Origin of the sequence: Halomonas sp. TP35 (assembly GCF_052375975.1) — a bacterium.
GTDB lineage: Bacteria > Pseudomonadota > Gammaproteobacteria > Pseudomonadales > Halomonadaceae > Vreelandella > Vreelandella citrativorans.
In genome coordinates, this window is the sequence record NZ_JBQSUZ010000002.1 from 313,778 (window position 1) to 339,129 (window position 25,352).

The following is a 25,352-nucleotide window of genomic DNA, read 5'->3' on the forward strand; positions in this document are numbered from 1 at the left end:
AGACGGGCTTTAAGGAGGGCGGCTTGATCGTCGCGCGCTGAAGCGGACTCCTACATCCAGCTTCATGCCCATCGCAAGATTTGACACCCGCGGGGTTGCCGCGGGCTTATTATGGTTTAGGTAACCGGGATCATCACAACGTCGCGGAACACGGGGCGCTCGGTTAGCTGCTGATACCAGCGTTCCAGGTGGGGGCGCGGCTGCCAGGTGAGGCCGATGTTCCATAGGTTATAAACGAAGGGCGCAACGGCAATGTCGCCCAGGCCAAACGCTTCGCCTGAGAACCATGCCTGGTTGGCGAGTGCGTTATCCAGCAGTTCAAACAGTTTTTCACAGGCTTGCATGCCTGCTTCAATGGCGGCGTTATCGCGCTGCGCTTCGGGCGTTCTCACATAGCCCATTAAAATTACTCGGTGCGCAGGGGAAAGCGTGCTGTTGGCCCAGTCCATCCATTTTTCTGCCTGGGCGCGCTGAGCAGGCTCCTCAATCCACAAGTTTCCTTGGCCATACTGCGCGGCCAGGTAGCGGATGATGGTGTTGGATTCCCACAACAGGCTGTCGGTGGCGTCGTCCTTGAGTAACGGCACCAACCCATTAGGATTCATGGCCTGGTATTCGGGCGTGTTGTTGACCCCGAACTGGAGCCCCGCCTGAATTTGTTCAAACGGTACTTCCAGCTCGTTAAGCACCCAGCGCACTTTTTTAACATTGGTAGAGTTATCGCGACCCCAAAGCGTAATCATAATGTTCCTTATTGGTTGGTTTTTTTAAGAGTTTACCTGATCACGCCATGAGATAAAGGTGGTTTGGGTGTGGGGCCGCATTTGCTCGTTCCTCACAAGACGCGTACCGCGCGCTACAACACCTTACCCCTCGCCTATCACCCTTCACCCTCTTTATCCTGATAGAGCTGCATCAGGCTTGAGAAGTCGAGCTTGCCGTTACCGTTTGCCTTGTGCTGAGTAAACAGCGTGCGGGCGGCGGAACCCATCGGCACAGGGGAAGCGCTTTGCTGGCTGATATCCATGGCAAGGCCCAGGTCTTTCATCATCAGGTCCACCAGGAACCCGCCCTGATACGCGTTGGCAGCGGGCACACTCTCCATAACGCCTGGGTAGGGGTTGTAAACATTGAGCACCCAGTTGCCGCCGGAGCTTTTGCGCATAATGTCAGAAAGCACCGCAGGGTCGAGGCCATTTTTGACGCCCATGTTGATCGCTTCGCAGGTGCCCGCCATCAACACCGAAAGCAGCATGTTGTTACACGCCTTGGCCACTTGCCCTGCCCCATGGTCGCCCGCGTGGAAAATATTTCTGCCCATTACGCCTAGCACAGGCGTCACTTTTTCAAACTGGGCCTTTGACCCGCCGACAATAAACGTCAGCGTGCCCGCCAGCGCACCGCTAACCCCACCCGATACCGGAGCATCGACAAAGTCGATCCCGCGCTGTTCGCCAATGGCCGCGACGCTGCGCGCCGTGTCGGCATCAATGGTGGAGCAATCAATCACCAAAGCGCCTAGTTTGATCACCTCAAACAACGCCTCATCGCCATCAACGTAAAGCGCCTTCACGTGCTTGCCCGCAGGCAACATGGAGATAACAAAGTCAGCCTCGGCGGCGGCTTCACGCGCCGAGCCTGCCACTTCACAGCCGTGATCTTTAGCGGCTTCAAGCGCTTGTTCAGAAAGGTCATACGCACGCACGGTATACCCCTCTTTCGCCAGGTTAGCCGCCATCGGGCCGCCCATATTGCCTAAACCAATAAATGCCACAGTAGCCATAACGATTGTCCTTATTGTTAATAACAAACAGTTAATAAAAGCAGCTAATAACAAACGGCGAGTAACGAGCTGCTGGTAATAACCGTTGATTATGAAATGTTGGCAGTGTCCGCTTTAGCACCCCGGCGGTACGGCTTATTTACTTCAGGTCCGCAAGCGGGCTATCGGGCCACGGCGATGCTAACAGCGCATCCATAAAGTGATCTTCCACTTCCCCTACCGTTGAATACGTCCAGCCTGGCAAGCCATCTTTATCCACCAGTAATGCGCGTACGCCTTCTGGAAACTCCCGGTGACGACAGCACTGCACAGAAAGCGCCAGCTCTGCCTGGAACACCTCGGCAAGCGACATGTGCCGGGCACGCGTTAGCTGCTCATGGATAAGCCGAATGGAGACCGGGCTACCATGCGCCAGCGTCTTTTGTGCTTTGCTGAACCATTTATCCTCACTTTCTACCGCCAGTACGGCGGCCACCCTTTGCTCGACGGTATCGTGGTCCATCAGCTCGCGAATTAATGGCGCGAAGTGTCGTATGGGTGTTTCCAGCGCGTCAAACTCTGCTTTCGAGGCTTGTTCAAGCTCGCGCAGCGCTTGATTGACCACGCCGTGAGCATCGGTCTTCTCACCGCTTCCCCAAGTGGCACTAGTCAGTTGCTGAAGCAATTCTTCCCGGCGATGGCTGGCAATGCCACGGTCGGCAAGGCCCAGGTAAAGGGCATCTGATGCATTGATCTGCGCGCCGGTCATGGCCAGAAAACGCCCCATCCCGTTCGGCAGGCGGTTTAAAAACCAGCTGGCGCCAACATCCGGATAAAGGCCAATCGTCACTTCCGGCATGGCCAGCCGGGAGGTTTCAGTCACCACACGATGGCTACTGGCGTTGAGCAGGCCCATACCGCCGCCCATTACAATGCCGCTACCCCAGCAAATAATTGGTTTGCGATAGGTGTGTAGCCGATAATCCAGGCGATACTCTCTTTCAAAAAAGCGTTCAGGGAAGCTTGGGTCAGCTTCCCCGTTAATCGCTTTATACAGCGTGACCACATCACCACCGGCGCAAAAGGCTTTTTCACCAGCGCTATCCAGCAGTATGGCAACAACCCGCTCGTCCGCCTCCCAGGCATCCAGCTGCGGCAGAATGGCGTCGATCATGTCCAGCGTTAACGCGTTAAGCGAACGCTCGGCGTTAAGCTTGATTTCCACCACCGTGTGGCCATCCTGGGTGGCGTGTTCGGTAAACAGTACGCTACTCATTCAGCATCCTTACGTATCGGCTCAAATGGCGACCGCGATCATGTCGGCAACCCTGTTTTTTACAGCTCAGCGGCACCTTCGGCGAGTACCCGGCGCGAAATGATCAGGCGCATGATTTCATTGGTGCCTTCCAGAATGCGGTGTACGCGGGTATCGCGCACATAGCGTTCCATGGGGTACTCCTTAATGTAGCCATTGCCGCCATAAAGCTGTAGCGCCTCATCGCACACTTTAAAACCTACATCGGTGGCAAAGCGCTTGGCCATGGCGCAGTAGGTGGTAGCGTCAGCATGGTCGGCATCCAGTTTGGCAGCGGCCATTCTCACCAGCTGGCGGGCGGCGACCAGCTCGGTGACCATATCCGCCAGGCGAAACTGTAGCGCTTGAAAATCCGCTAAACGCTTGCCGAACTGCTTGCGTTCCAGCAGGTAGTCACGCGCTTTATTGAGCGCCTGCTGGGCAGTGCCAATAGAACAGGTGGCGATATTGATTCGCCCGCCGTCCAGCCCCTTCATGGCGATTTTAAAGCCATCGCCTTCGTTACCCAGCAGATGATTCGCGGGCACGCGCACGTCTTCAAAGGTAATCATTCGGGTGGGCTGGCTGTTCCAGCCCATCTTGTCTTCCTTGCGACCATAGCTGATGCCTTCGGCCTTGGCATCCACGGCAAATGCGGAAACACCGCCCGCACCTTCGCTACCGGTACGCGCCATCACCACCAGAAAATCAGTGCTGCCCGCGCCGGAAATAAATATTTTGCTGCCGTTGAGCACATACGCATCGCCCTCTCGCTTGGCCGTGGTTTTAAGCGAGGCCGCGTCGGAGCCCGCATTGGGTTCTGTTAAACAGTACGAACCCAGAAGCTCGCCAGTCGCAAGCTTTGCGCCCCACTGCTTAACAGCCTCTGGCTGGCCGAAGTCCGCGAGCATCCAGGTCACCATGTTATGGATGGTGAGATACGCCGTGGTAGAGGTGCAGCCCATTGAAAGCTGCTCGAAGATAATGCTGGCATCCAGCCGTGAGAGACCAAGCCCTCCGATGCTTTCCGGCGCGTAAAGCGAGCAAAACCCCAGCTCGCCCGCTTTGCGGATAACATCGACCGGGAAGAAGGCCTCTGCATCCCACTGGGCCGCATGTGGCTCAAGCTCTTTTTGAGAAAATGCCCGCGCCAACTCGGCAAAGGCGGTTTGATCTTCACTCAGCTCAAAATCCATGGCGGTGCTCCGCTGAAAAGCCTTTGCCGCCCCTCGCCGCCACGCATTACTCAATGGCGCCAGCATCGGCTGATCAAATTGATAGGTTAACGTATACGTCAACCTATCGCCTAAATTATCGCTGCGCAACTGCTCTGCCAGCGTTAACCTTCACAATAGCACCTTTACGTTAACGTAAACTTGTTTTAGCCTCAGGGTATGCGCTTCGTAAAAGCAAACCTTTAGAAAAGCAAATCTTTTAAAAAAGAGAACGACGATGAGCAAAACCTACTCGATCAGCGACCTTGCCAACGAGTTTGATATCACCACGCGCAGCATTCGCTTTTATGAAGACCAGGAGCTGCTTTACCCAGCACGGCGAGGCCAAACGCGCATTTACAGCAGCCAGGACCGCGTACGGCTTAAATTGACCTTACGGGGTAAACGATTAGGGCTTTCACTGGCAGAGATTCGTGAGCTGTTTGAGCTGTGGGATGAAACCCGCGTGGGGAGTGAGAAGCAGCTTTTACTTATGCTGAACAAAATCAGCGAACGCCGGGCCGTTCTTGAGCAACAGATGAAAGATATCGCCATGATGCAGTTGGAGCTTGAGAACGCCGAGATTCGCTGTCGCCAAGCGCTAGATGAGCTTCATGACAAAGAGGAGTTTGACGAAAAACACACCGGAGCGCCCTCGCCCTCCTCCTGACGTTTCATAAACTCTGCCTCGTCGTACCAGCCTGACTCATTGTACAAACGCTAGCGGCGCCTCATTCCCTACCCAACAATTATTTTCAATAAACGATTTCTAATAAACAATTTCTAATAAAAAGGTGATTGACCATGCACTCTCTCTACTCAGAACTCAATTTCGGTTTGGATGACGAAATGAACATGCTGCGCGAGCAGGTCAATGCCTTCGCCGCCAGCGAAATTGCCCCGCGCGCCGCGGAAATCGATCGCAATAATGAGTTTCCCAACGACTTATGGAAGAAGTTCGGCGACATGGGCCTTTTAGGCATCACCGTGTCTGAAGAGGATGGCGGCAGCGGTATGGGCTACCTTGCCCACTGTATCGCCATGGAAGAAATCTCCCGGGCGAGCGCATCGGTAGCGCTATCTTACGGCGCGCACTCCAATCTGTGCGTGAACCAGATCAAACGCAACGCCTCCGCCGAACAGAAAGCCAAGTATCTCCCCAAACTGATCAGTGGCGAGCACGTAGGCGCGCTTGCCATGTCCGAACCCGGCGCTGGCTCCGATGTGGTTTCCATGCAGCTGCGGGCTAAAAAAGTCGGCGACAAATACATTTTAAACGGCAACAAAATGTGGATCACCAACGGTCCCGATGCCGATGTGCTGGTGGTCTACGCCAAGACTGACCCGGAGGCCGGCTCCAAAGGCATTACCACTTTCTTGATCGAAAAAGGCATGCCGGGGTTCTCCACGGCGCAGAAGCTCGACAAGTTGGGCATGCGCGGCTCCAACACCTGCGAGCTGGTGTTTCAGGATTGCGAGGTGCCCGCTGAAAACGTGCTGGGTGAAGAAGGCAAAGGTGTGCGCGTACTGATGAGCGGGCTGGATTATGAGCGCACTGTGCTGGCCGCCGGGCCGGTCGGCATCATGCAGGCCGCCATGGATGTCGTGATGCCGTATATTCATGAACGCAAACAGTTTAATCAGTCGATTGGCGAGTTCCAGCTAGTGCAGGGCAAAGTGGCGGATATGTACACCACGCTAAACGCCTGCCGCGCCTACCTGTATGCCGTCGCCGCCGCGTGTGATCGTGACCAGACCTCGCGCAAGGATGCCGCCGGCGTCATCCTCTACTGCGCCGAAAAAGCCACTCAGGTAGCGTTGGATTCCATTCAGCTACTGGGCGGCAACGGTTATATCAACGAATACCCCACCGGGCGCCTGCTGCGTGACGCGAAGCTGTATGAAATCGGCGCGGGTACCAGTGAAATTCGGCGGATGTTGATTGGCCGAGAACTCTTTACCGAAAGCCAGTAGAGGCGCGCCATGAGCATTCTCAGCACTCAGATTAATCCGCGTAGCGAACTCTTCCAAACCAATGAGCAGTCGATGCGTGGCGTGGTTACCCAGCTACATGAACTCACCGCCGCCGTTGCCCAGGGTGGCGGCGTTAAATCTCGTGAGCGTCATGAGAGCCGTGGCAAGCTGTTTGTGCGTGATCGCATCGATCACCTGATCGACGAGGGCTCGCCCTTTTTAGAATTTTCAGCGCTTGCCGCCCACAAGGTGTATGAAAGTGACGTACCGGCCGCCGGTGTAGTAACCGGCATTGGACGCGTCTCGGGCGTTGAATGCGTGATTGTGGCCAACGATGCCACGGTAAAAGGCGGCACCTACTTTCCGCTGACGGTCAAAAAACATATTCGCGCCCAGGAAATCGCCCGCAAGCATCGCCTGCCGTGTATTTATCTGGTCGATTCCGGCGGTGCCTTTCTACCCCGTCAGGATGAAGTCTTCCCTGACCGCGACCACTTCGGGCGCATTTTTTACAATCAGGCCACCCTGTCGGCTGAAGGCATTCCGCAAATTGCCGTGGTGATGGGTTCCTGCACGGCAGGCGGCGCGTATGTGCCCGCCATGGCCGATGAATCGATTATCGTTAAAGAGCAAGGCACCATCTTTCTGGGCGGCCCGCCGCTCGTCAAAGCGGCCACCGGTGAAAGCATCAGTGCCGAGGCGTTGGGCGGCGCCGATGTGCATGCCAAAGTCAGCGGCGTGGCAGACCATTATGCCGAAAACGATATGCATGCCCTGCAGCTTGCCCGGGCCTGTGTCTCGCGCCTGAACTGGCAAAAGCGCGGCAAGCTTGCCATGCAGGCGCCCGAACCGCCCAAGCTCGACCCGTTGGAGCTTTACGGCATTGTGGGCACCGACCTTAAAAAGCCCTTTGATGTTCGCGAAGTTATCGGGCGCATCGTCGACAGCTCTGATTTTGATGAATTCAAACGCTACTACGGCGACACCTTAGTCACCGGGTTTGCGCATATTCATGGCCACCCGGTGGGCATTGTGGCCAATAACGGCGTGCTGTTTTCAGAAAGCGCCGTCAAGGGCGCCCACTTTATTGAGCTGTGCGCCCAGCGCAAGATTCCGCTGGTTTTTCTGCAGAACATCACCGGCTTTATGGTGGGCTCCAAGTACGAGCACGAAGGTATCGCCAAGCATGGCGCCAAGCTGGTCACCGCCGTGGCGTGCGCCAAGGTGCCCAAGTTCACCGTGCTGATTGGCGGAAGCTTCGGGGCGGGCAACTACGGTATGTGCGGCCGCGCTTATGACCCTAACCTACTATTCATGTGGCCCAACGCGCGTATTTCCGTCATGGGTGGCGAGCAGGCCGCCGGCGTACTGGCTCAGGTTAAGCGCGAGCAGTATGAGCGCGAAGGCAGCGAATGGACTAAAGAGGCCGAAGAGGCGTTCAAGCAGCCCACCCGCGAACAGTATGAGCACCAGGGCCACCCTTACTACGCCAGTGCCCGGCTATGGGATGACGGCGTGATCGACCCGCTACAAACCCGCGATGTACTGGGTTTAGCGCTGGCCGCGGCCATGAATGCTGAGATTGAAGAGACACGCTTCGGCGTGTTCCGGATGTAAGGGGCTCTATCATGACAAATTCAACGTTAACTATTGATGCAAGCGTTGCCCGCTTAACCCTTAATCGACCGGACGTTCATAACGCCTTTGATGACCAGCTGATTGCCGAGCTGAACGCACACCTTGACCAGCTTCAACCGCTGATAAAAAGCGGAGAGATTCGCGTGGTGGTGCTGGGTTCTGAAGGCAACAGTTTCTCAGCGGGCGCGGATTTGAACTGGATGAAGCGCATGGTCGATTACGACGTTGAAGACAATCTGGCCGATTCGCGCAAACTCGCCACCCTGATGCATCGCCTGGATACGCTGCCCTGCCCCACGCTGTGCCGGGTTCAAGGCCCAGCCTTTGGCGGCGCCGTAGGTTTGGCCGCCTGCTGCGATATCGTTATTGCCTCCGATAAAGCCAGGTTCTGCCTTTCAGAAGTCAAGATTGGCCTCTCGCCTGCAGTCATCAGCCCCTATGTGCAGCGTGCACTCGGCGCGCGCCAGATGCGCCGTTACGCGTTGAGCGCTGAAGTCATCGACGCGCCTACGGCGCTCAGCCTGGGCCTGGCCCATCAGGCCGTTGAACACGGCGCACTGGATAGCGCGGTAGACGCCATGCTGGAAACGTTGCTCGCCGGTTCACCGCAGGCGCAGCAGGCTACCAAAGCGCTGCTCGAAATAGTCAGCCAATCGCCTGATTCTGACGCCACGCGCGAACAAACCTGTCAGGTGATTGCCAAGCTGCGGGTTAGCCAGGAAGGCCAGGAAGGTCTGGCTGGATTTTTTGAAAAGCGTCGCCCCGCCTGGGCTGAAACGCCTCTATCCGGCTATGCCAAGGAGCGCCGCTCATGAGCCACCTAACGTCGTCTGAACCTAACCTGCGTACCACACCCTTTGACACGCTGCTGATCGCCAACCGGGGTGAAATTGCCTGCCGGATAATGCGCACCGCACGCCTTATGGGGCTTAAAACCGTTGCCGTGTATTCCGATGCCGACGCCAACGCCCGCCACGTACGTGAAGCCGATGAAGCCATTCGCATTGGCCCCGCCGCTGCGCGCGAAAGTTATCTAAATATCGAGGCGGTGATTGACGCCGCCAAGCGCACCGGTAGTGGCGCCATTCACCCTGGCTACGGCTTTCTTTCGGAAAACGGCGCGTTTGTAAAAGCGCTCGAAGAAGCAGGTATCACCTTTATAGGGCCGCCCGCGTCAGCCATTGCCGCCATGGGGGATAAATCGGCCGCCAAAGCGCGCATGGCCAATGCGGATGTACCGCTGGTGCCGGGCTACCACGGCGATAACCAGGATGATGATTTGCTACGCGCCGAGGCCGATAACATCGGTTACCCGGTCATGCTCAAAGCCAGCGCCGGTGGTGGCGGCAAAGGCATGCGCGTGGTCGAAAAAAGCGAGGCCTTTCAGGCGGCACTGGAAGGCTGTCGCCGCGAGTCTAAAGCCGCCTTCGGCGATGATCGTATGCTGATTGAAAAATACCTGGTTCAGCCACGCCACGTGGAAGTACAGGTGTTTTGTGATCGCCATGGCCACGGCGTGTACCTGTTCGAGCGCGACTGCAGCGTTCAACGCCGCCACCAAAAAGTCCTCGAAGAAGCCCCCGCCCCCGGCATGACGCCTGAATTACGCGCAGCGATAGGCAATGCGGCGGTACGTGCCGCTCAGGAAATTGGCTACGTGGGCGCGGGCACGGTTGAGTTTCTGCTCGACGCGTCACCAGGGCAGGATGGGTCATTCTACTTTATGGAGATGAACACCCGCCTTCAGGTTGAGCACCCGGTGACTGAAATGATCACCGGCCAGGATTTGGTTGAATGGCAGCTGCGCGTGGCAATGGGTGAATCACTGCCTTGCACGCAAGATGAATTGACGATCACCGGGCACAGTTTTGAAGCACGCCTTTATGCCGAAGACCCTGATCAGGACTTTTTACCCGCCACGGGGCAGCTTACTCGCTTTGCGCTCGATTTAGCGGGTACCAACTTACAGGCCGATCAAGTACGTCTGGATAGCGGTGTGGAAAGCGGTGATACAGTTTCCATGCACTACGACCCCATGCTTGCCAAGCTGATTGTGCATGGCAGTGACCGGGACGCCGCCCTGGCTACGCTTAACCGTGCGCTAGCGGCCCTCGACATACAGGGCGTGGTCACCAACCGGGCTTTTTTGCAGCGCCTGGCGACTCACCCCGCGTTTAAGAACGTAGAGCTGGATACGCGGTTTATCGAGCGCCACGAGGCCACTCTGTTTGCCGCGCACCACTATCAGCCTGAAGAGTATGCCAGCGCCGCGTTGCTGGCGTTACACCAACTGGCCCAGGAGTGTGAAAGCAACTCGCCCTGGGATCGTCACGATGGATTTCGACTTAACGCGCCACGCACGGTGCGCATCGCCTTGCATGATCCCAAGCACGCTCAGGCGCTGGAGGACGCAAGCCCCCTAGTGGTGGTAGAAGGCAAACGACACCCGGGTGACCCAGAATGGCACCTAACCATTAATGGCCACGCCGTTAAAGGGCAAACCTTTAGCGCCAGCCTTCAACCGCTTATCGGCAATGCCGTGGCAATTACCCTTAACGGACACCGCCGCCGCTTGCAAGCCCAGCACGATGGCAATGTGTTAATCATGGTCGACCCGCAGGGCGAAACCCGCCTTTATTGGCAGCGCATTGATGCGATTGATCACGGCCAGCATGAAGTGCAGGCAAGCTTTACCGCCCCCATGCATGGCACGGTGGTGGCGCTATTGGTTGAAGCCGGTACGAGCGTTGAAAAAGGCATTCCCTTGATGGTCATGGAAGCCATGAAGATGGAACACACCATAACCGCGCCGACTAACGGCCGCGTGGAAGGTTTCTGCTTTCAGGCAGGCGATACCGTTAGCCAGGGCGATGTATTACTCGACTTCGCCCCTGGCGAATAAGGAGCTTTACTATGGCACTGCGCCCATCCAGCCTACCCCTGCGCGTACGCCTGTTCGAAATGGCCCCCCGAGACGGCCTGCAAAACGAGCCGGGGGCCATGGTGCCTACCGCAACTAAAATTGAGCTGATTCATCGGCTTGCCAATGCCGGCATCCGCCATATTGAAGCGGCAAGCTTTGTATCGCCTACATGGGTGCCGCAAATGAGTGATGCTACCGAAGTAATGCAGGGCATTACCCGCACTCCCGGCGTGGTTTACTCGGCTCTTACCCCTAATCTCAAGGGGCTTGAAAATGCGTTGGCTGCAGGGGTCGATGAAGTCGCGGTATTTGGCGCGGCCTCTGAGGCGTTTTCGCAGAAGAACATCAACTGCTCGATTGCGGAATCCCTTGAGCGATTCGAGCCTGTGCTCAAGCGTGCCCAGGAAGCCAATGTGCGTGTGCGTGGCTACGTTTCCTGCGTACTGGGCTGCCCTTATGAAGGCGATATTCCACCCGAGAAAGTCGCTCAGGTGGCCAAGGCACTTTATGACATGGGCTGCTATGAGATTTCCCTCGGCGACACCATTGGGGTGGGTACGCCGCTGGCGGCCAAACGAATGATTGAGGCTGTCTCTCGGCAGGTGCCGATTGATCGGCTGGCGGCGCATTTTCACGATACCTACGGTATGGCTATTGCCAATCTTTATGCGGTCATGGAAGAAGGCATTAGCGTGATTGATGCCGCGACCGGCGGTTTGGGCGGTTGCCCTTACGCCAAAGGTGCCTCTGGCAACGTCGCCACTGAAGACGTGCTCTACCTGCTGGAAGGTTTAGGCATTGAAACGGGGATTGACCTGCAGGCCGTGCTGGATACAGGCCATTGGATTACCCAAGCACTGGGGCGTAAGCCGACCTCAAACGTTGCTTTGGCCAGAGTGTTGTCATGACCCCCTCGTTAGCGGCGCATTATCAGCAAGGGCTACGCGATGCCGAGGTGCTAGCGCAGATTCAGCGCCATTACCCTGCGGGGCCTACTCTGCATCAGTTAGCACCGCTGGACCAGCTTCATATAGGCGGCGTAACGGCCTCCGCCCGGCTGCTCGCCCTGCTGGACCCGGCCCTTCATCCACGCGTATTGGATATTGGCGCGGGGCTGGGTGGGTTAATGCGCCAAGGGTCGGCGTTAGGTTTTCACATGACCGGCCTGGACATCACCCAACGCTTTAACGCACTTAATAAAACGCTTAGCACGTTGGCATCTTCTCAGAGCGCCTCGCTAAATTGGGTAACCGGTGATGCTTGCGCCCTTCCCTTTGTCGATAACAGCTTTGATGCGCTTGTGTTTCAGCACAGCCTGTTGAATATGCCTAACATTAATCAGGTGCTTACCGAGAGCTACCGCGTACTTCGCCCGGGCGGGCATTTGGTAATGCACGAAGTGGTGAGAGGCCAAAATGCAGAAGCCTTGCGCTACCCTATTCCCTGGGCGGCAACGCCCGTTCACTCCTGCCTGCTTAGCCATGAAGCGCTCATTGAACAATTAAGCTGCTGTGGTTTTATTGTCGAGCATAACGTTGACTGGAGTGATAGAGCGCTTGAGTGGCGTGAACGCCAGCGAATAAAGGAGCAAACGACTCAGGCATCTGCCTTGTCTCCCCAATGGATCTTTGGTGAGCGCTTTATGGAAATGGGCAGAAATCTGGTGTTTAACCTCCAAAACCACGCAATTAATTTGGTAGAAGTTAAAGCCTCTTGCTATGCTGGTTGAGATAACAATCAAGACCAAGGATGAGGAACATCAATGAAACGCTTGACTGGGGTACTCCTGTACAGCGTTGTTGGTTCAACCCTACCTTTACTCACCGCTGCCGCCAATGATACGTTGCCGGTGATCGCGTATGCCTCACCCAACAGTGAACTCCTGCAACTGGACAATGGTGTGGTGCTGGAAGGCAGCGACTTAAGCAGCCTGGACACCTACACGTCAGGCTTTCGAGTGACCGCTGGTTTTAGCCCTTGGCAACTCCCTCAATTGGATATTGGCGCTGAAATCGCCTACCGCGAAAGCGAAGAAGTCCCGATTGCCTCCAGCATGTCGCCAATGATTATGGATACGCTTAGTTTAGGCGGTGCCATTGTAGCGGGCGTACGTATGGGCGCTTTTAGCATGTACGCTAAATCTGGCCTGACCGAGTGGCGCGGCGACACCCATGAGCTTCAGGGTGCAGACGAAGGCGGCACTGCTTGGCTTCAAGGCTTTGGTGCCACCATGACGCTTAACCAGATGGTCACGCGCTTGGAATATGAGCGCGTAGATGCGCCGACGTTAAGCCACCTCAATCAACTCAGCGCCTCGCTGCATTTGCCGTTTTAGTCGTTACCTCTCAGTACGTTTGCGTTATTAACCTACCGCTGGTCTTCTACAGGTGCTGTCCAAACCGGCACATCCTCACGTTTGGGTTCCTGCCAGTCTTGTTGCATAGCACTATTAAGTGACTCCTCCAATTTCATAAATAGCTCACCATAACGCGGGCTAAAGCTGATGCCGCCTTCGATCTCTTTCCAAGCCTCAAATAGCTCGTCTTCATGGGCTTCTTCATTTTGTACAAATGACCAGGTCATTTGCTTGGCCCGCATGGGATGTACGCCCATGGCCGATAGTGCATGGCCACCAAGCTCCAATGCGGAATGATACGTTTCACTCACCACATCATCGGCCCCGGCTTCACGCAGTTGATAACCATGCCCACGGTCAAAGGCGCGTGCCAGCACCCACACGTTGGGATAATAGTGTTTTACGTGTTGAATCATCTGTACAGCACGCTCACGATCATCAATGGCGACCACCAAAAGGCGGGTGCTTTCAATGCCCGCCCTTTCCAAGAGATCAGAACGGCTGGCATCGCCAAAGTAGCTTTTAATATTGATTCGACGAGAGTTTTCGATCTGCTCCAGCTCAAGGTCAAGCACTACCATCGGGATATTATTGGCCCGCAGCAGGCGGCAGATGATTTGCCCAAAGCGTCCTACTCCCGCAATGATAACGGGCGCCTGTTCCTCAATGGCATCGGCGTCTCGGCCCTCTTTTGCAACCAGATAATGCGGCAGCACCAAGCGGTCATAAGCAATAAACAGAAGCGGCGTTAAAAACATTGAAAGTGCGACGACCAGTGAGAGTATCTGCGCGGTGTCTGCCGGTATCACGCTGCTTTGTACGCTGTAGGTCAGCAGTACAAACCCAAACTCGCCCGCTTGGGCCAGGCTTAGCGCAAAGAGCCAAAAGTTGCTTCCCTTGATCTTAAACAACCAGGCAAGCGCCAATAACACGACCGCTTTAACAACAATAACTGCAATACCCAACGACACGACGGTGGCCCACTCGGCCGCCAGCACATCGAAATTAATGCCCGCACCAACAGTGATGAAGAATAGCCCCAGCAGTAAACCTTTAAAGGGCTCGATATTGGCTTCCAGCTCATGCTTAAACTCACTGTTGGCAAGCACGACACCGGCCAAAAATGCCCCCAGTGCTGGCGATAAATTCACTAGGCTCATAAGTGCTGCAATACCGATAACCACCATCAGCGCCGTGGCGGTAAATACTTCGCGAAGCCCTGCGCCCACCACATAACGAAAGAGCAACGGCCCCAGGTAGTACCCACCAAGTATCACCGCAGCAATGGAGCCGACCACCACGAGCGCATGGGTCCAGCCAGTCAGGTGCGCGACCAAATTGAAGCTACCATGGTCGGGCTCACCACCTGGTGCCCCCATTAATTCGGGCAGAGCTAAAAGCGGAATAAGCGCCAACATGGGAATAACCGCTATATCCTGAAAAAGCAAAACCGAGAACGCGCTACGCCCGCCCTCGGTTCTAGCCAAGCCTTTTTCATTGAGGGTTTGCAACACAATAGCGGTAGAAGAGAGCGCAAAAATCAACCCAACGGTTAGCGCCGTTTGCCATACCAGACCTAACCACCATGCAATCAGCGTACCTGCCGCTGCGGTAATGATTACTTGCAAGCCACCAAGGCCGACCAGGCGAACCCGCATCGCCCAAAGGCTTTTGGGGTCAAGCTCCATACCGACCAGAAACAGCATCATGACCACGCCAAACTCGGCAAAGTGCTGAATGGTGTTGGTTTCCTGCCCTACCAAGCCAAATACCGGGCCAATGACAACCCCGGCGATAAGATAGCCCAACACTGACCCCAAACCCAACCGCTTGGCCAGTGGCACCGCAATGACTGCCGCCAAAAGGTAGATAAATGCTTGAATAAAATAGGCCGTCATACCGCACTCCTTAAACAAGATATCGCTATATTAGACGATGAGCGCCCGTTAATGCTTCGCACTTGTTTATACAAGCATGCGCTTTTTATTTAAAACCTTAGCATCCTCTCGTATTTAGATAACTTGATACGCCAGTACCCTGCCCTTGCTGCACCAAATTACTCGTAGGGCTATTCCATCGAACGACTTGCTCTTTGAGTGACTTGCCCCTCGAATGACTTGACTTCTTCGCCAACCAATATATCGTACTAGTACGCTAGTACAGCATTCAAATATTGGTGCGCTCATGCCTATATCCAGTTCTACCGATGATGTTTACCAAACTGAATTGATTAATTACCTTGTGGCCATTGATAGCTCTGAGGCCATGAATGAAGCACTTGAAAGCCTTCTGACGCCGGCGGAGTACCAGGAAATCAGCAAACGTCTGCAGATTTTTAATTTACTGCGTGATGGCGTGCCACACCGCAAAATTGCTGAATTGCTGGGAGTTGGTATTGCGACGGTTTCTCGCGGCTCACGTGCGCTAGGCACTTCTCACTCATTACTGGATCGCTGAATCATGACTATCCACGCTCAATCAGATGCTGGCCCGCGTCCGTTTACTCTGTCGCGTAAGCCCCACTACGTCACACTTGCCGCAGACTGTGACTTTTTTGGCCTATTCAAAAAAATAGAGAAGCAGTTCGATACCTGTTACATGCTTGAATCGCTGGGTGAAGACAGCCACATCGCCCGTCATTCAATCATTGGATTTGATCCTGAATATACCATTTACGCGAATGGCCAGACGCTGACCATCGAGGACCGTGCCGGCAAGGCCGAGCACTACCCAAGCGATAATCCTTATGAATTACTGCGCAGCCTGATCCCGCAAAATATTATTTCGCGTAAGTATGCTGGTGGGCTGAGCGGGTATTTAGGCTATGACGCGATGCAGTACTTTGAGCCTACGCTTTCCTTAAAAGCCAATGATGACTTTGATACGTTTCGGTTTGGGCTTTATAAAGATGGGCTTATCCTCGATAAGATGACCGGCGAGGTAACCTACTTCTATTACGACCATAGCCGCTCTGATTTCCTGCAAACGCTTATCGACGCTGAGGATATCGAGAGCGACGACCTGAAAATTACCGCGCTTGGCGACACCATGAGCCAAGCAGAACACGCCGCAGCGGTCGCCAAGGTCAAGCAGGATATTATCGACGGCAAGGTGTTCCAGTGTGAAGTCGGGTTTAAAAAGCGCTTTCGTATCGAGGGCGATACGGTCGCTCTGTACGACCAGCTGCGCACGATTAACCCTTCTCCTCAGATGTACTACATGAAGTTTGGTGATCAGAAGCTGATAGGAGCAAGCCCCGAGCTGCTGTTTCGCCTGCGCCAGGGTGAAATGGAAACCTTCCCGCTGGCAGGCACCACTACCCGTGGCCAAACGCCCCAAGAAGATACTCAGCTGGCCCGTACCCTGCTTAACGATCCTAAAGAGATTGCCGAGCACAATATGATTGTTGATCTACATCGCAATGATATTGGCCGGGTTGCCCAGTTTGGCACGGTCAAGGTGCGCAGCCTGATGGACATTAAGCGCTTTAGCCATGTTCAGCATATTTCCAGCGAAATCGTCGGCATTATTGCCGAGGGCGAAGACATGTTTAGTGCCTTGGCCAGCAACTTCCCTGCGGGCACGCTTACCGGTGCGCCCAAAATTGAAGCCATGAAAATTATCGATGACCTGGAAAACGATGGCCGGGGCCCTTACGGCGGCGCGGTTGGCCAGTTTTCGTTTAACGGTGACTGCACTTTTGCGATTCCGATTCGCACCGTGTTTGTCAGCGGCGAGCGGGCCTATGTGCAGACCTGTGGTGGCAACGTTTTTGATAGTAACGCCGCCGATGAGTATGAAGAAATACGCCGTAAATTTGCCGGTACGCGTAAAGCCTTAGCCCCCTTTATGGATTCGGAGAGCCTGGCATGAAAGTGTTAATCATCGATAACTACGATTCGTTCACCTATAACCTGTACCAATTTATTGGCGAGATTCTCACTACAGAAAAAAACCGTGGCGCGGTGAATGACTTTGAGATTGTGGTAAAGCGCAACGACCAGGTTCAATTTACCGATATTGTGGCAATGGCGCCGGACCGTATTATTATCTCGCCGGGGCCTGGCTCGCCAGACGACCCACGCTACTTCGGCGTCTGTGCAGAGGTCATCAAAGAGCTGGGGAAGACAACACCGCTGCTGGGTGTCTGCCTGGGGATGCAGGGGATTGTTCATGTGTTTGGCGGCCAAGTGGTGAAAGCACCGCTCCCCATGCACGGCAAGATCAGTCCGGTTACGCATAATCAGCAGTCGGTATTTAAAGGCGTGCCGGACCAGCTTGAGGTGATGCGCTACCACTCGCTAATTGCTGATGCAGGCTCGCTACCCGAGTGCCTGGAAGTGACCGCTGCGGTGGGTAGCCTGGAGGCGATCCACTTTGAACAGCGAGAGCACTGGGAAGCCACTGGGGAGTTCGAGCTGATGGGCGTCAAGCACCGCGACTATCCGATCCACGGCATTCAGTTTCACCCCGAATCCTTTGCCACCGAAGGGGGTAAAGAGCTGATTGCCAACTTCTTGCTGGCATAATTCATTTTAAAATACACCACAAAAAAAGCGGGAGGCCCTTTAATGGCGTCTCCCACTTTTTAATGTTGGCAAGTGGTTTAACGACCTTTACCTTCATCGCCTAAAAAGCTTAGCGTTTTGTTTTGGGGCGTGGCGCTTTTCCTCGCGCTGCTGGTTTACCTGCCCCGGGCTGCCCTTTACCGAAAGGCTTACCATTACGTTTACCTTGGGCTGCCGGTTTGCCGCCCGCTGCGGCTTTTGCTTTTGGGTGAGCTTTGGAAGTACCGGGTTTGCCCCTGGCGTTTGAGCGCGATTTACTGCCCGCCGCTTTACCAGCGCTATCGGATTTTGCCCCCGTTCCCGGTTTTCCCTTACGTGGATGTTGCCCAGTAGGTGCCCGAGGCTTGGCTTTCGGCTTAGCCGGTTTAGGAGGCGCTGCACTATCGTCAGCGCTCTCCGTCAGGGCAATGATAGTCTCCACCTCTTTGGGCGTTAAATCACGCCAGTCACCCAGCGCCAATCCCTTCAAAGACACATTCATGATCCGCGTGCGTATTAATTGGGTAACGTCATAACCGAAGTATTCGCACATCCGGCGTATCTGGCGATTTAACCCCTGCACTAGCGTGACAGTGAACACAAAAGTGGACACTTTCTGCACCTGGCACTTTTTGGTGACCTGGCCAAGAATCGGCACACCCTTTTGCATCCCCTCAACAAATTCCTCCGTAATCGGCTTGTTAACCGTTACCTGGTACTCTTTTTCGTGATTGTTGTTGGCACGGAGGATTTTATTAACCAGATCCCCATTATTGGTTAAAAAAATCAGCCCTTGGGAGTCTTTATCCAGCCGACCAATGGGGAAAATACGTGCTCCATGTTTTACGAACTCAACAATATTGTCTTTTTCACTCGATTCAGTCGTGCTCACAATACCAACAGGCTTATTGAGCGCAATCAGAATAAAGTCCTCTTCCTCTTGGGGTTCAATTTCCTGACCATTCACCTTTACACGGTCACCAGCCACTACCTGGTCACCGGTTGTCGCACGACGGCCGTTGATCCAGACATTGCCCTGCTCTACATAGCGGTCTGCCTCACGGCGCGAGCAAAGGCCGCTTTCACTAATATATTTATTGATTCGAGTCGATTTTCGTAATGACATAACACGCCGTAAGGCTAAAAGTGGATAAAAGCGCCGCTAGAAAGAGGAGCCAGGCTGTTCTAGAAAGGCGATTTCTTCATCGCTGGACGCTCTCCCCAATAGCATATTGCGATGAGGGTAACGACCAAAGCGGTCAATAATCGCCTTATGACGAACTTCAAAATCAAGATTGTTTTCAAGCCCTGGCTGGTCGAAGAGTACCATTGCCTGGGCATGAATCGTTTTCGATTCGCTATGCATATAAGGCATATATACAAAGCTGCGCTCTTCAGGCGTTAACGCCATGTCGGCACCTGCTGCCACGGCTTCCTGGGCGAGGGCAAGCGCGAGCGCATCAAACGCAAACGCGCGGGCATTATCGCGGTACATATTGCGCGAAAACTGATCAAGCACAATAATTTCGGCCAGACGCCCCTGCGGTGTATCCCGCCACGTATAACATTCGCACTGGACAACATGGCCGTGCAACTCTCCAAAACGCGCCATGATAGCGGCGTCCATCTCGGTGTCTTTCTTAAACCACTGCGCCGGGGTTAGTTCATTAAACCAGAACTGCAACACCGCTTGAGCATCCAAATTCATTGCCGCCTCCTGAGAACATACATAAATGCCGCCAGCCGTACTGGCGGTATACGCATTTCTAATGTTGCCGCTAATTAACCCGTATTGCGCAGCCCCGCCGAGATACCTGCCATGGTCACCATGAGCGCCCGGGAAAGGTCACCGCTGATCGCGCCATCGGCGTCGCGGTTACGCTGTAAAAGCTCAGCCTGCAGCCCATGCAGCGGGTCAATGTAGGGGTTACGCACGTCAATGGCCTGGCGGATCAGTGGCGTCTTCTCAAGCAACTCATCCTGCTCGAGTATTTCCAGCACCACGTTTTCCAACCGCTCAAAACGCTCGCGAAGCTTTTTGCCTAAGGCTTTTAAGGATGGCTCATCCACTAGCCGGTGCTCGTAGTACGCCGCAATGGCCACATCGGCTTTGGCCAGTAACATTTCCAACATATCCAGATAGGTGCCAAAAAATGGCCATTGATCACGCATTTCCTGGAGCAGCTCGCGTCCGCCGGGCTCTTCCAGGCGCTGCAGGAACGCTTCGCCACTGCCTAGCCATGCGGGCAGCATTAGGCGAATTTGGGTCCAGGCGAAAATCCACGGAATCGCACGGAGCGTTTCCACGCCACCGTCCTGACGCCGCTTGGTGGGGCGTGACCCCAGCGGCAGCCTACCTAGTGCCCCTTCTGGCGTTACCGCACGGAAGTAAGGCACAAAGTCAGGGTCCTCGCGCACCACGCCCACATAACCGACGTGCGCAATGTGAGCGAGCTTATCCATCTCTTCGCGCCAGCGGGGGTCAGGCGCCGGTGGCGGTAGCAAGGTGGCTTCAAGCACCGCGCAAGCGTAAATTTCCATTGACCGCAGCGCGATATCCGGCTGGCCGAACTTGAAGCGAATCATTTCTCCCTGCTCTGTCACCCGCAAACTGCCGTTTACCGAGCCCGGTGGCTGCGACAAGATCGCTGCGTGAGCGGGGCCGCCCCCACGGCCGACGGTGCCGCCGCGGCCGTGGAACAGGGTCAGGTCAACACCGTGTTTTTCACACACATTAACCAACGCTTCCTGAGCCCGATACTGCGCCCAGGCAGCCGCCAGTTGCCCGGCATCCTTGGCAGAGTCGGAGTAACCGATCATGATTTCCTGACGGTCATTAATCAGTGCTCGGTAACCAGGCAGCGACAGGAGCTGTTCGACAACCGCACCCGCGTGATCCAAGTCGTTGAGGGTTTCAAACAGTGGTGCAATGGGCAGCGTGACTTGGCCACCCACCTCTTTCATTAACAGCGCAACGGTCAGTACATCTGACGGCTCGCCAGCCATGGAAATAATGTAGGTACCCAGTGCCTCTGAATGCTCCTGGGCGATGACCTTAAAAGTATCCAGTACTTCACGACACTCGGCAGAACACTCCCAACGGCGTGGGATCAGGGGTCGGCTAGACGCCAGCTCCTCCAACAGGAACGCCTGGCGCTGAGCTTCGCTCCACTCCTGGTAGTGTCCCAGGCCTAATGTGCTGGTGAGTTCTTCGATCACTTGGGCGTGGCGGCTGGCTTCTTGACGTAAATCCAGCTTGGTCAGCGTTACTCCAAACACGGCGACGCGGCGCAGCGTATCGAGCAAGGCACCATTGGCAATGGTGTCCAAACCCACATCGCATAAAGAGCGGTAGCAAGCCAGCAGCGGCGCATAAAGTTGGTCGCGAGTTTCAATAATCGGCCCGCCGTCGTAATTGCGGCCATCAAGCTTCGCCTTGGCCCAGTCCCGGGTTGCTTCCACCTTGGCTAAAAGGCGTTTAAGCAGCTCGCGATACGGCTCGGCGACATCGCCCACTTCTGCTTTTAGTGCGCTATTGGCCTTCCACATGGAAAGCTCAGTTTTAAGCTGTTCCAGGTCGCGCAGGTAAAGGTCTGCGGCCATCCAGCGCCCCAGAAGAAGCACTTCTCGGGTGATTCGTGAAGTAACATTAGGGTTGCCGTCCCGGTCGCCCCCCATCCATGAAGCATAGCGAATGGGTGCAGCATCCAGCGGAAGGCGCTCACCAGCAGTATCCAGCAGTAGATTATCCAGATCACGATGGAAGTCAGGCACGGCTTGCCATAGCGAGTTCTCGATAACCGCAAATCCCCATTTGGCTTCATCAACCGGGGTTGGCCGCTCATGGCGAATTTCATCGGTATGCCATGCCTGGCTAATCAATTCTTCTAACCGCCCGTGAGCGCGCGTACCGCGCTCTGGATAGTCGCCAGAACCTTCGATGGCGGTTAGGCACTCATCAATTGCGTCGTATTTTTGGATTAGCGTACGGCGAATAACTTCTGTCGGGTGGGCAGTAAGCACCAGTTCCACCCGCATATTGGCGAGTGTTTCGACCAGCTTACGCGGTGAATTACCCGCCAGTTGGGCCCGCTCAAGCAGCCCGTTGAGGGTTGGCTGGGTGCCGGGTTTGTAGTCTTCTACACGGCGAAAACGTGCGCGATAGTGCTGCTCGGCAATGTTGGCAAGATTCAAGAACTGGTTAAAGGCACGCGTAACGGGTAGCAGATCACGCTCGGGTAACTGACGTAAATACTCAATAAGTGCGCGCTGCTGGAGTGAGTCACCTTGACGACCTTGCTTGGCATGCGCTCGGATCGTCTCAATTTTATCTACAAATGCCTGTCCCAGGTCGTCCGCTATGGTGCGTCCCAGGCTATCTCCTAAAATGCGTACGTTATCGCGCAGCGATTCGTGCAGGTCGTGACTCATTGGCAAGGCCTCCTAGCGGGGTCGCGTCATTATTAATGATCAATTTATGCTTTATTCTTGATGTTTAGCCGCCTGCCAGTGAGCTTCCATCTCTTCCAGCGAGGCTTCCGTTATCGGTCGATGGGCCGCGTTTAAGGCATGCTCCACATAGCGAAAACGACGTTCAAATTTACGATTGGTTCCACGCAAGCACTGTTCAGGATCAGCACCCAGACTGCGGGCTAAATTGGTGACCGCAAACAGTAAATCACCGACTTCTTCCTGAGCATGGCGTGTATCTCCTGTCGCCAGTGCTTCTTCTACCTCACCCAGCTCTTCACGAATTTTATCCAGAACGCCCTGCGTATCGGGCCAATCAAAACCTACCCGGGCCGCGCGCTTTGAAAGCTTGTTCGCACGGCTTAACGCAGGCAACGCGCGAGGTACGTCATCAAGTACCGAAGGCGCCTCAATGACACGTTGGGCGCGCTCTTCCGCCTTAAGTGACTCCCAGCGCTGATTAATCTGTTGGGTCTGTAGCGCTTCAGCGCTAACACCTGGCGGCCTACGCGAGCCAAGCGTACCCTCCGGAAACACATGCGGGTGCCTGCGCAGCATTTTAGCCGTCAACGTATGTACGATATCGTGAAAATCAAAGCGCTGCTCTTCTGCACCAAACTGAGCGTAATAGATGACTTGAAAGAGTAAATCGCCAAGCTCCCCCGGCAGTTCATCAAAGGCGCGCCGCTCAATGGCATCGGCAACCTCGTAGGCTTCTTCCAGCGTATGAGGAACGATACTGTCCCAGCCTTGCTTAATATCCCACGGGCACCCTTGTTCGGGGTCGCGCAGTACCTGCATCAATGTCAGCAGGTCATCCAGATCATAGCGCATCAAGCCGCTCCATATTAGGCACCTTTTTCAGGGTCTGCGTTTCGCAGGCGGCGCACTTCGGTCACATTGGGCAGTTGCTGAATACGTGAGAAGAGCCGCCCCAAAGATTCAAGTCCATCCACTTCTAACGTAATCCTCAGGCGGGCGATGCCTTCGTTGGTATCCGTTAGCGTATTCACCGCCAGCACATTGACTTTCTCATTGCCTAGAAGGCCCGTCACATCGCGCAGTAGGCCCGAGCGATCCCAAGCCTGGATTTCGATAGTGACCGGATAACGCGTATGGGCGCGCTCGCCCCATTCTACTTCAATGATCCGCTGGGGCTCTTCCATACGCAGTTGGAGGATATTGCTGCAGTCCTGACGGTGTACGGTAACTCCTCGCCCTTGGGTGATAAACCCCACAATCTGCTCACCCGGAACGGGGCGGCAGCAGTTAGCCATGCTGGTTTTAAGATTGCCCACGCCAAGCACGGTAATGTCACTTTTAGGGGGTTTGCTCGGCTGCTTGCGCGGTTTGGCAAGTAAACGTTCCAGCTGTTCCTGATCGTCAGTCTCGCCAAATAACTGCTGGGCCTGGTTCAATACCTGCCCGATACGCAGGTCGCCTGCCCCGATAGCGGCATACATATCATCAGCGTTTTGATAATTAACCGCGTCGGCCAATTTGGGTAGATCCAACCCGTCGACATCAAGACGGCGCATTTCTCGCTCAAAAAGTACCCGGCCCTCTTCCAGGTTCTGGCCTCTGGCCTGATGCTTAAACCATGCCTGAATTTTGGCGCGCGCTCGTGATGTGCGCACGTAGCCAAGATTAGGATTGAGCCAGTCGCGGCTTGGCCCAGCTTTGGTGGCGGTAAGAATTTCCACCTGCTGGCCCGTTTTAAGCTCATAGGTCAGCGGAACAATGCGCCCGTTAATTTTGGCGCCCCGGCAACGGTGGCCAATTTCGGTATGAACCCGGTATGCAAAATCAATCGGGGTGGCAATACGCGGCAAGTCGATAACATGACCGTCAGGCGTAAAGACATAGTTGCGGTCCGGGGCAACGTCGCTTGAAAGCCCTTCGCGCAGATCACCAAAATCGCCCACTTCGTCCTGCCATTCAAGCACTTGACGCAGCCAGGCAATTTTTTCTTCGTAGCTGCGGCTTTTCGCGTTGGTGTCGTGCCCTTTATAGCGCCAGTGGGCACATACCCCAAGTTCTGCGTCGTCATGCATGGCAAACGTGCGGATTTGAATTTCGAGGACTTTGTTTTCAGGCCCGACCACCGCAGTATGAAGCGATTGATAGCCGTTCTTTTTAGGGTTGGCGATATAGTCGTCAAATTCGTCTGGGACGTGGTGCCAACGCGAATGAACAATCCCTAATACGGTGTAGCAGTCGGTGACTTCTGGCACCAAAATGCGTACTGCACGAACGTCGTGTACGTCAGAAAATTCGATCCCTTTGCGCTTCATTTTACGCCAGATCGAGTAAATATGTTTGGCTCGGCCACTCACGTCGTGATGGGTAATATGCTGAGCTTCCATCAACGTTTTAAGCGTTTCGACCACGTCATGAATATAGTGCTCTCGATCCAGGCGCTTCTCAGCAAGCAGCTTGGCGATCGCCTTGTACTCTTCTTCGTGCAGATAGCGAAACGACAGGTCTTCAAGTTCCCACTTGATTTGCCCCACTCCTAAGCGATGCGCGAGGGGTGCATAAATGTCGGCGACTTCGCGGGCTACCTGCAGACATTTTTCAAGCGGAGCATCCTTGACCTGACGCAGCGCACAGGTGCGCTCGGCGATTTTAATGAGCGCAACGCGAACATCGCTCACCATATTGACCAGCATTTTACGCAGGTTTTCCTGCTGATTATGCTGGGCCATACCGTGGTTGGGAGCGTGTGGATAGCTGATGGCAGCCATTTGCAGGACGCCATCAATTAACGTGGCAACTTCACTGCCAAACCGTTTGGAAACGGCCTCCAGACTCAACAGTCCTTCGCGCACGGCGCGATAGAGCACTGCCGCTTCCAGGGTCGCCTGGTCAAGCTTTAGGTCTGCCAAAATGTCTGCCATTTCAAGCCCCATACGGAAGCTTGAACCAAGAGATAGCCATTCACGATGAGTACGAGGCGCCTCACGTTCGAGTTGCTCTGCCAGTTCGCAGGCTTCAATAAGACGCTCAGGCTCACTTAGACGCACATCTTCTTGCAGGCGCGTTAACCATTGTTGTATGTCTACCCCGCCGCTATCCATTAGCGGCTGGTCTTCACGCACTTTCACCATGACTCTTACTCATCCCTTCAGGGTATTCGTCTTGACGGCGAATACCGTGGCTTGATGCGATAGG

General features: G+C 54.9%; 21 protein-coding genes. 11 read left to right on the forward strand and 10 right to left on the reverse strand.

Annotated elements, in window-relative coordinates:
• Positions 1 to 116: 116 nt before the first annotated feature.
• From ACT3RU_RS04155 to ACT3RU_RS04170, 4 genes are all read right to left on the reverse strand, one after another.
• Positions 117 to 743: a glutathione S-transferase family protein gene (locus ACT3RU_RS04155; protein WP_087108633.1), complete on the reverse strand. Its 627-nt coding sequence runs from the start codon at positions 741 to 743 to the stop codon at positions 117 to 119.
• Positions 744 to 880: 137 nt separating this feature from the next.
• Positions 881 to 1,783 carry a 3-hydroxyisobutyrate dehydrogenase gene (gene mmsB / locus ACT3RU_RS04160; RefSeq protein WP_192526416.1) on the reverse strand — a complete coding sequence of 301 codons (903 nt, stop codon included), beginning with the start codon at positions 1,781 to 1,783 and terminating at the stop codon, positions 881 to 883.
• Between the two features lie 139 nt (positions 1,784 to 1,922).
• The gene (locus ACT3RU_RS04165; protein WP_192526415.1) at positions 1,923 to 3,038 is read right to left on the reverse strand and encodes an enoyl-CoA hydratase/isomerase family protein; all 1,116 of its coding nucleotides are present in this window, start codon (positions 3,036 to 3,038) and stop codon (positions 1,923 to 1,925) included.
• Positions 3,039 to 3,097: 59 nt separating this feature from the next.
• On the reverse strand, positions 3,098 to 4,252 hold the full coding sequence (locus ACT3RU_RS04170) for an acyl-CoA dehydrogenase family protein (protein ID WP_192526414.1): 1,155 nt from the start codon (positions 4,250 to 4,252) through the stop codon (positions 3,098 to 3,100).
• Positions 4,253 to 4,508: 256 nt separating this feature from the next.
• On the opposite strand from ACT3RU_RS04170, the gene ACT3RU_RS04175 reads away from it, so the two are divergent.
• From ACT3RU_RS04175 to ACT3RU_RS04210, 8 genes are all read left to right on the forward strand, one after another.
• Positions 4,509 to 4,940, forward strand: a complete 432-nt coding sequence (locus tag ACT3RU_RS04175) for a MerR family transcriptional regulator (protein ID WP_192526413.1) — start codon at positions 4,509 to 4,511, stop codon at positions 4,938 to 4,940.
• A gap of 134 nt (positions 4,941 to 5,074) precedes the next feature.
• Entirely contained in the window at positions 5,075 to 6,244 is a 1,170-nt protein-coding gene (locus ACT3RU_RS04180; RefSeq protein ID WP_192526412.1) for an isovaleryl-CoA dehydrogenase, read from the forward strand.
• Between the two features lie 9 nt (positions 6,245 to 6,253).
• Complete coding sequence (locus tag ACT3RU_RS04185; RefSeq protein ID WP_192526411.1) at positions 6,254 to 7,861, forward strand: carboxyl transferase domain-containing protein; 1,608 nt, start codon at positions 6,254 to 6,256, stop codon at positions 7,859 to 7,861.
• An 11-nt stretch (positions 7,862 to 7,872) separates the two neighbouring features.
• Positions 7,873 to 8,697, forward strand: a complete 825-nt coding sequence (locus tag ACT3RU_RS04190; RefSeq protein WP_192526410.1) for an enoyl-CoA hydratase/isomerase family protein — start codon at positions 7,873 to 7,875, stop codon at positions 8,695 to 8,697.
• Entirely contained in the window at positions 8,694 to 10,784 is a 2,091-nt protein-coding gene (locus ACT3RU_RS04195) for an acetyl/propionyl/methylcrotonyl-CoA carboxylase subunit alpha (RefSeq protein WP_192526409.1), read from the forward strand. The genes ACT3RU_RS04190 and ACT3RU_RS04195 overlap by 4 nt, the downstream gene beginning before the upstream one ends.
• Before the next feature lie 11 nt (positions 10,785 to 10,795).
• Positions 10,796 to 11,713, forward strand: a complete 918-nt coding sequence (locus tag ACT3RU_RS04200; protein WP_192526408.1) for a hydroxymethylglutaryl-CoA lyase — start codon at positions 10,796 to 10,798, stop codon at positions 11,711 to 11,713.
• Positions 11,710 to 12,534, forward strand: coding sequence for a methyltransferase domain-containing protein (locus tag ACT3RU_RS04205; protein ID WP_192526407.1), 825 nt, complete (start codon positions 11,710 to 11,712; stop codon positions 12,532 to 12,534). Before ACT3RU_RS04200 ends, ACT3RU_RS04205 begins: the two co-directional genes overlap by 4 nt.
• 33 nt (positions 12,535 to 12,567) lie before the next feature.
• A complete protein-coding gene (locus ACT3RU_RS04210; protein WP_192526406.1) occupies positions 12,568 to 13,140 on the forward strand; it encodes a hypothetical protein in 573 nt (190 codons plus the stop codon).
• A gap of 32 nt (positions 13,141 to 13,172) precedes the next feature.
• On the opposite strand, the gene ACT3RU_RS04215 is transcribed toward ACT3RU_RS04210, so the two are convergent.
• Positions 13,173 to 15,059 (reverse strand): monovalent cation:proton antiporter-2 (CPA2) family protein, encoded by a 1,887-nt coding sequence (locus ACT3RU_RS04215; RefSeq protein WP_192526405.1) that lies wholly within the window; start codon positions 15,057 to 15,059, stop codon positions 13,173 to 13,175.
• Between the two features lie 286 nt (positions 15,060 to 15,345).
• Between ACT3RU_RS04215 and ACT3RU_RS04220 the strand changes: the two genes are divergently transcribed.
• The 3 genes from ACT3RU_RS04220 to ACT3RU_RS04230 are packed head-to-tail and all read left to right on the forward strand — an operon-like array spanning position 15,346 to position 17,690.
• Entirely contained in the window at positions 15,346 to 15,618 is a 273-nt protein-coding gene (locus tag ACT3RU_RS04220) for a Trp family transcriptional regulator (RefSeq protein WP_087109185.1), read from the forward strand.
• 3 nt (positions 15,619 to 15,621) lie between these two features.
• Positions 15,622 to 17,034 (forward strand): anthranilate synthase component I family protein, encoded by a 1,413-nt coding sequence (locus ACT3RU_RS04225; protein WP_192526404.1) that lies wholly within the window; start codon positions 15,622 to 15,624, stop codon positions 17,032 to 17,034.
• On the forward strand, positions 17,031 to 17,690 hold the full coding sequence (locus ACT3RU_RS04230; protein ID WP_192526403.1) for an anthranilate synthase component II: 660 nt from the start codon (positions 17,031 to 17,033) through the stop codon (positions 17,688 to 17,690). The genes ACT3RU_RS04225 and ACT3RU_RS04230 overlap by 4 nt, the downstream gene beginning before the upstream one ends.
• A 109-nt stretch (positions 17,691 to 17,799) precedes the next feature.
• On the opposite strand, the gene rluF is transcribed toward ACT3RU_RS04230, so the two are convergent.
• The 5 genes from rluF to relA all read right to left on the reverse strand — a co-directional run bounded on the left by rluF (position 17,800) and on the right by relA (position 25,288).
• Positions 17,800 to 18,834 carry a 23S rRNA pseudouridine(2604) synthase RluF gene (gene rluF / locus ACT3RU_RS04235; protein WP_192526402.1) on the reverse strand — a complete coding sequence of 345 codons (1,035 nt, stop codon included), beginning with the start codon at positions 18,832 to 18,834 and terminating at the stop codon, positions 17,800 to 17,802.
• A 36-nt stretch (positions 18,835 to 18,870) separates the two neighbouring features.
• On the reverse strand, positions 18,871 to 19,416 hold the full coding sequence (locus tag ACT3RU_RS04240) for a DUF924 family protein (protein ID WP_192526401.1): 546 nt from the start codon (positions 19,414 to 19,416) through the stop codon (positions 18,871 to 18,873).
• A gap of 74 nt (positions 19,417 to 19,490) precedes the next feature.
• Complete coding sequence (gene ppc / locus ACT3RU_RS04245; RefSeq protein ID WP_087109194.1) at positions 19,491 to 22,139, reverse strand: phosphoenolpyruvate carboxylase; 2,649 nt, start codon at positions 22,137 to 22,139, stop codon at positions 19,491 to 19,493.
• A gap of 51 nt (positions 22,140 to 22,190) precedes the next feature.
• The gene (gene mazG, locus ACT3RU_RS04250) at positions 22,191 to 23,012 is read right to left on the reverse strand and encodes a nucleoside triphosphate pyrophosphohydrolase (RefSeq protein ID WP_192526400.1); all 822 of its coding nucleotides are present in this window, start codon (positions 23,010 to 23,012) and stop codon (positions 22,191 to 22,193) included.
• 14 nt (positions 23,013 to 23,026) lie between these two features.
• Complete coding sequence (gene relA / locus ACT3RU_RS04255; protein WP_192526399.1) at positions 23,027 to 25,288, reverse strand: GTP diphosphokinase; 2,262 nt, start codon at positions 25,286 to 25,288, stop codon at positions 23,027 to 23,029.
• Positions 25,289 to 25,352 lie beyond the last annotated feature (64 nt).

Bases quoted from the DNA above. Each gene is read 5' to 3' on its own strand.
- ACT3RU_RS04155 (WP_087108633.1), bottom strand. From the start codon at position 743: ATGATTACGCTTTGGGGTCGCGATAACTCTACCAATGTTAAAAAAGTG.
- mmsB (WP_192526416.1), bottom strand. From the start codon at position 1,783: ATGGCTACTGTGGCATTTATTGGTTTAGGCAATATGGGCGGCCCGATG.
- ACT3RU_RS04165 (WP_192526415.1), bottom strand. From the start codon at position 3,038: ATGAGTAGCGTACTGTTTACCGAACACGCCACCCAGGATGGCCACACG.
- ACT3RU_RS04170 (WP_192526414.1), bottom strand. From the start codon at position 4,252: ATGGATTTTGAGCTGAGTGAAGATCAAACCGCCTTTGCCGAGTTGGCG.
- ACT3RU_RS04175 (WP_192526413.1), top strand. From the start codon at position 4,509: ATGAGCAAAACCTACTCGATCAGCGACCTTGCCAACGAGTTTGATATC.
- ACT3RU_RS04180 (WP_192526412.1), top strand. From the start codon at position 5,075: ATGCACTCTCTCTACTCAGAACTCAATTTCGGTTTGGATGACGAAATG.
- ACT3RU_RS04185 (WP_192526411.1), top strand. From the start codon at position 6,254: ATGAGCATTCTCAGCACTCAGATTAATCCGCGTAGCGAACTCTTCCAA.
- ACT3RU_RS04190 (WP_192526410.1), top strand. From the start codon at position 7,873: ATGACAAATTCAACGTTAACTATTGATGCAAGCGTTGCCCGCTTAACC.
- ACT3RU_RS04195 (WP_192526409.1), top strand. From the start codon at position 8,694: ATGAGCCACCTAACGTCGTCTGAACCTAACCTGCGTACCACACCCTTT.
- ACT3RU_RS04200 (WP_192526408.1), top strand. From the start codon at position 10,796: ATGGCACTGCGCCCATCCAGCCTACCCCTGCGCGTACGCCTGTTCGAA.
- ACT3RU_RS04205 (WP_192526407.1), top strand. From the start codon at position 11,710: ATGACCCCCTCGTTAGCGGCGCATTATCAGCAAGGGCTACGCGATGCC.
- ACT3RU_RS04210 (WP_192526406.1), top strand. From the start codon at position 12,568: ATGAAACGCTTGACTGGGGTACTCCTGTACAGCGTTGTTGGTTCAACC.
- ACT3RU_RS04215 (WP_192526405.1), bottom strand. From the start codon at position 15,059: ATGACGGCCTATTTTATTCAAGCATTTATCTACCTTTTGGCGGCAGTC.
- ACT3RU_RS04220 (WP_087109185.1), top strand. From the start codon at position 15,346: ATGCCTATATCCAGTTCTACCGATGATGTTTACCAAACTGAATTGATT.
- ACT3RU_RS04225 (WP_192526404.1), top strand. From the start codon at position 15,622: ATGACTATCCACGCTCAATCAGATGCTGGCCCGCGTCCGTTTACTCTG.
- ACT3RU_RS04230 (WP_192526403.1), top strand. From the start codon at position 17,031: ATGAAAGTGTTAATCATCGATAACTACGATTCGTTCACCTATAACCTG.
- rluF (WP_192526402.1), bottom strand. From the start codon at position 18,834: ATGTCATTACGAAAATCGACTCGAATCAATAAATATATTAGTGAAAGC.
- ACT3RU_RS04240 (WP_192526401.1), bottom strand. From the start codon at position 19,416: ATGAATTTGGATGCTCAAGCGGTGTTGCAGTTCTGGTTTAATGAACTA.
- ppc (WP_087109194.1), bottom strand. From the start codon at position 22,139: ATGAGTCACGACCTGCACGAATCGCTGCGCGATAACGTACGCATTTTA.
- mazG (WP_192526400.1), bottom strand. From the start codon at position 23,012: ATGCGCTATGATCTGGATGACCTGCTGACATTGATGCAGGTACTGCGC.
- relA (WP_192526399.1), bottom strand. From the start codon at position 25,288: ATGGTGAAAGTGCGTGAAGACCAGCCGCTAATGGATAGCGGCGGGGTA.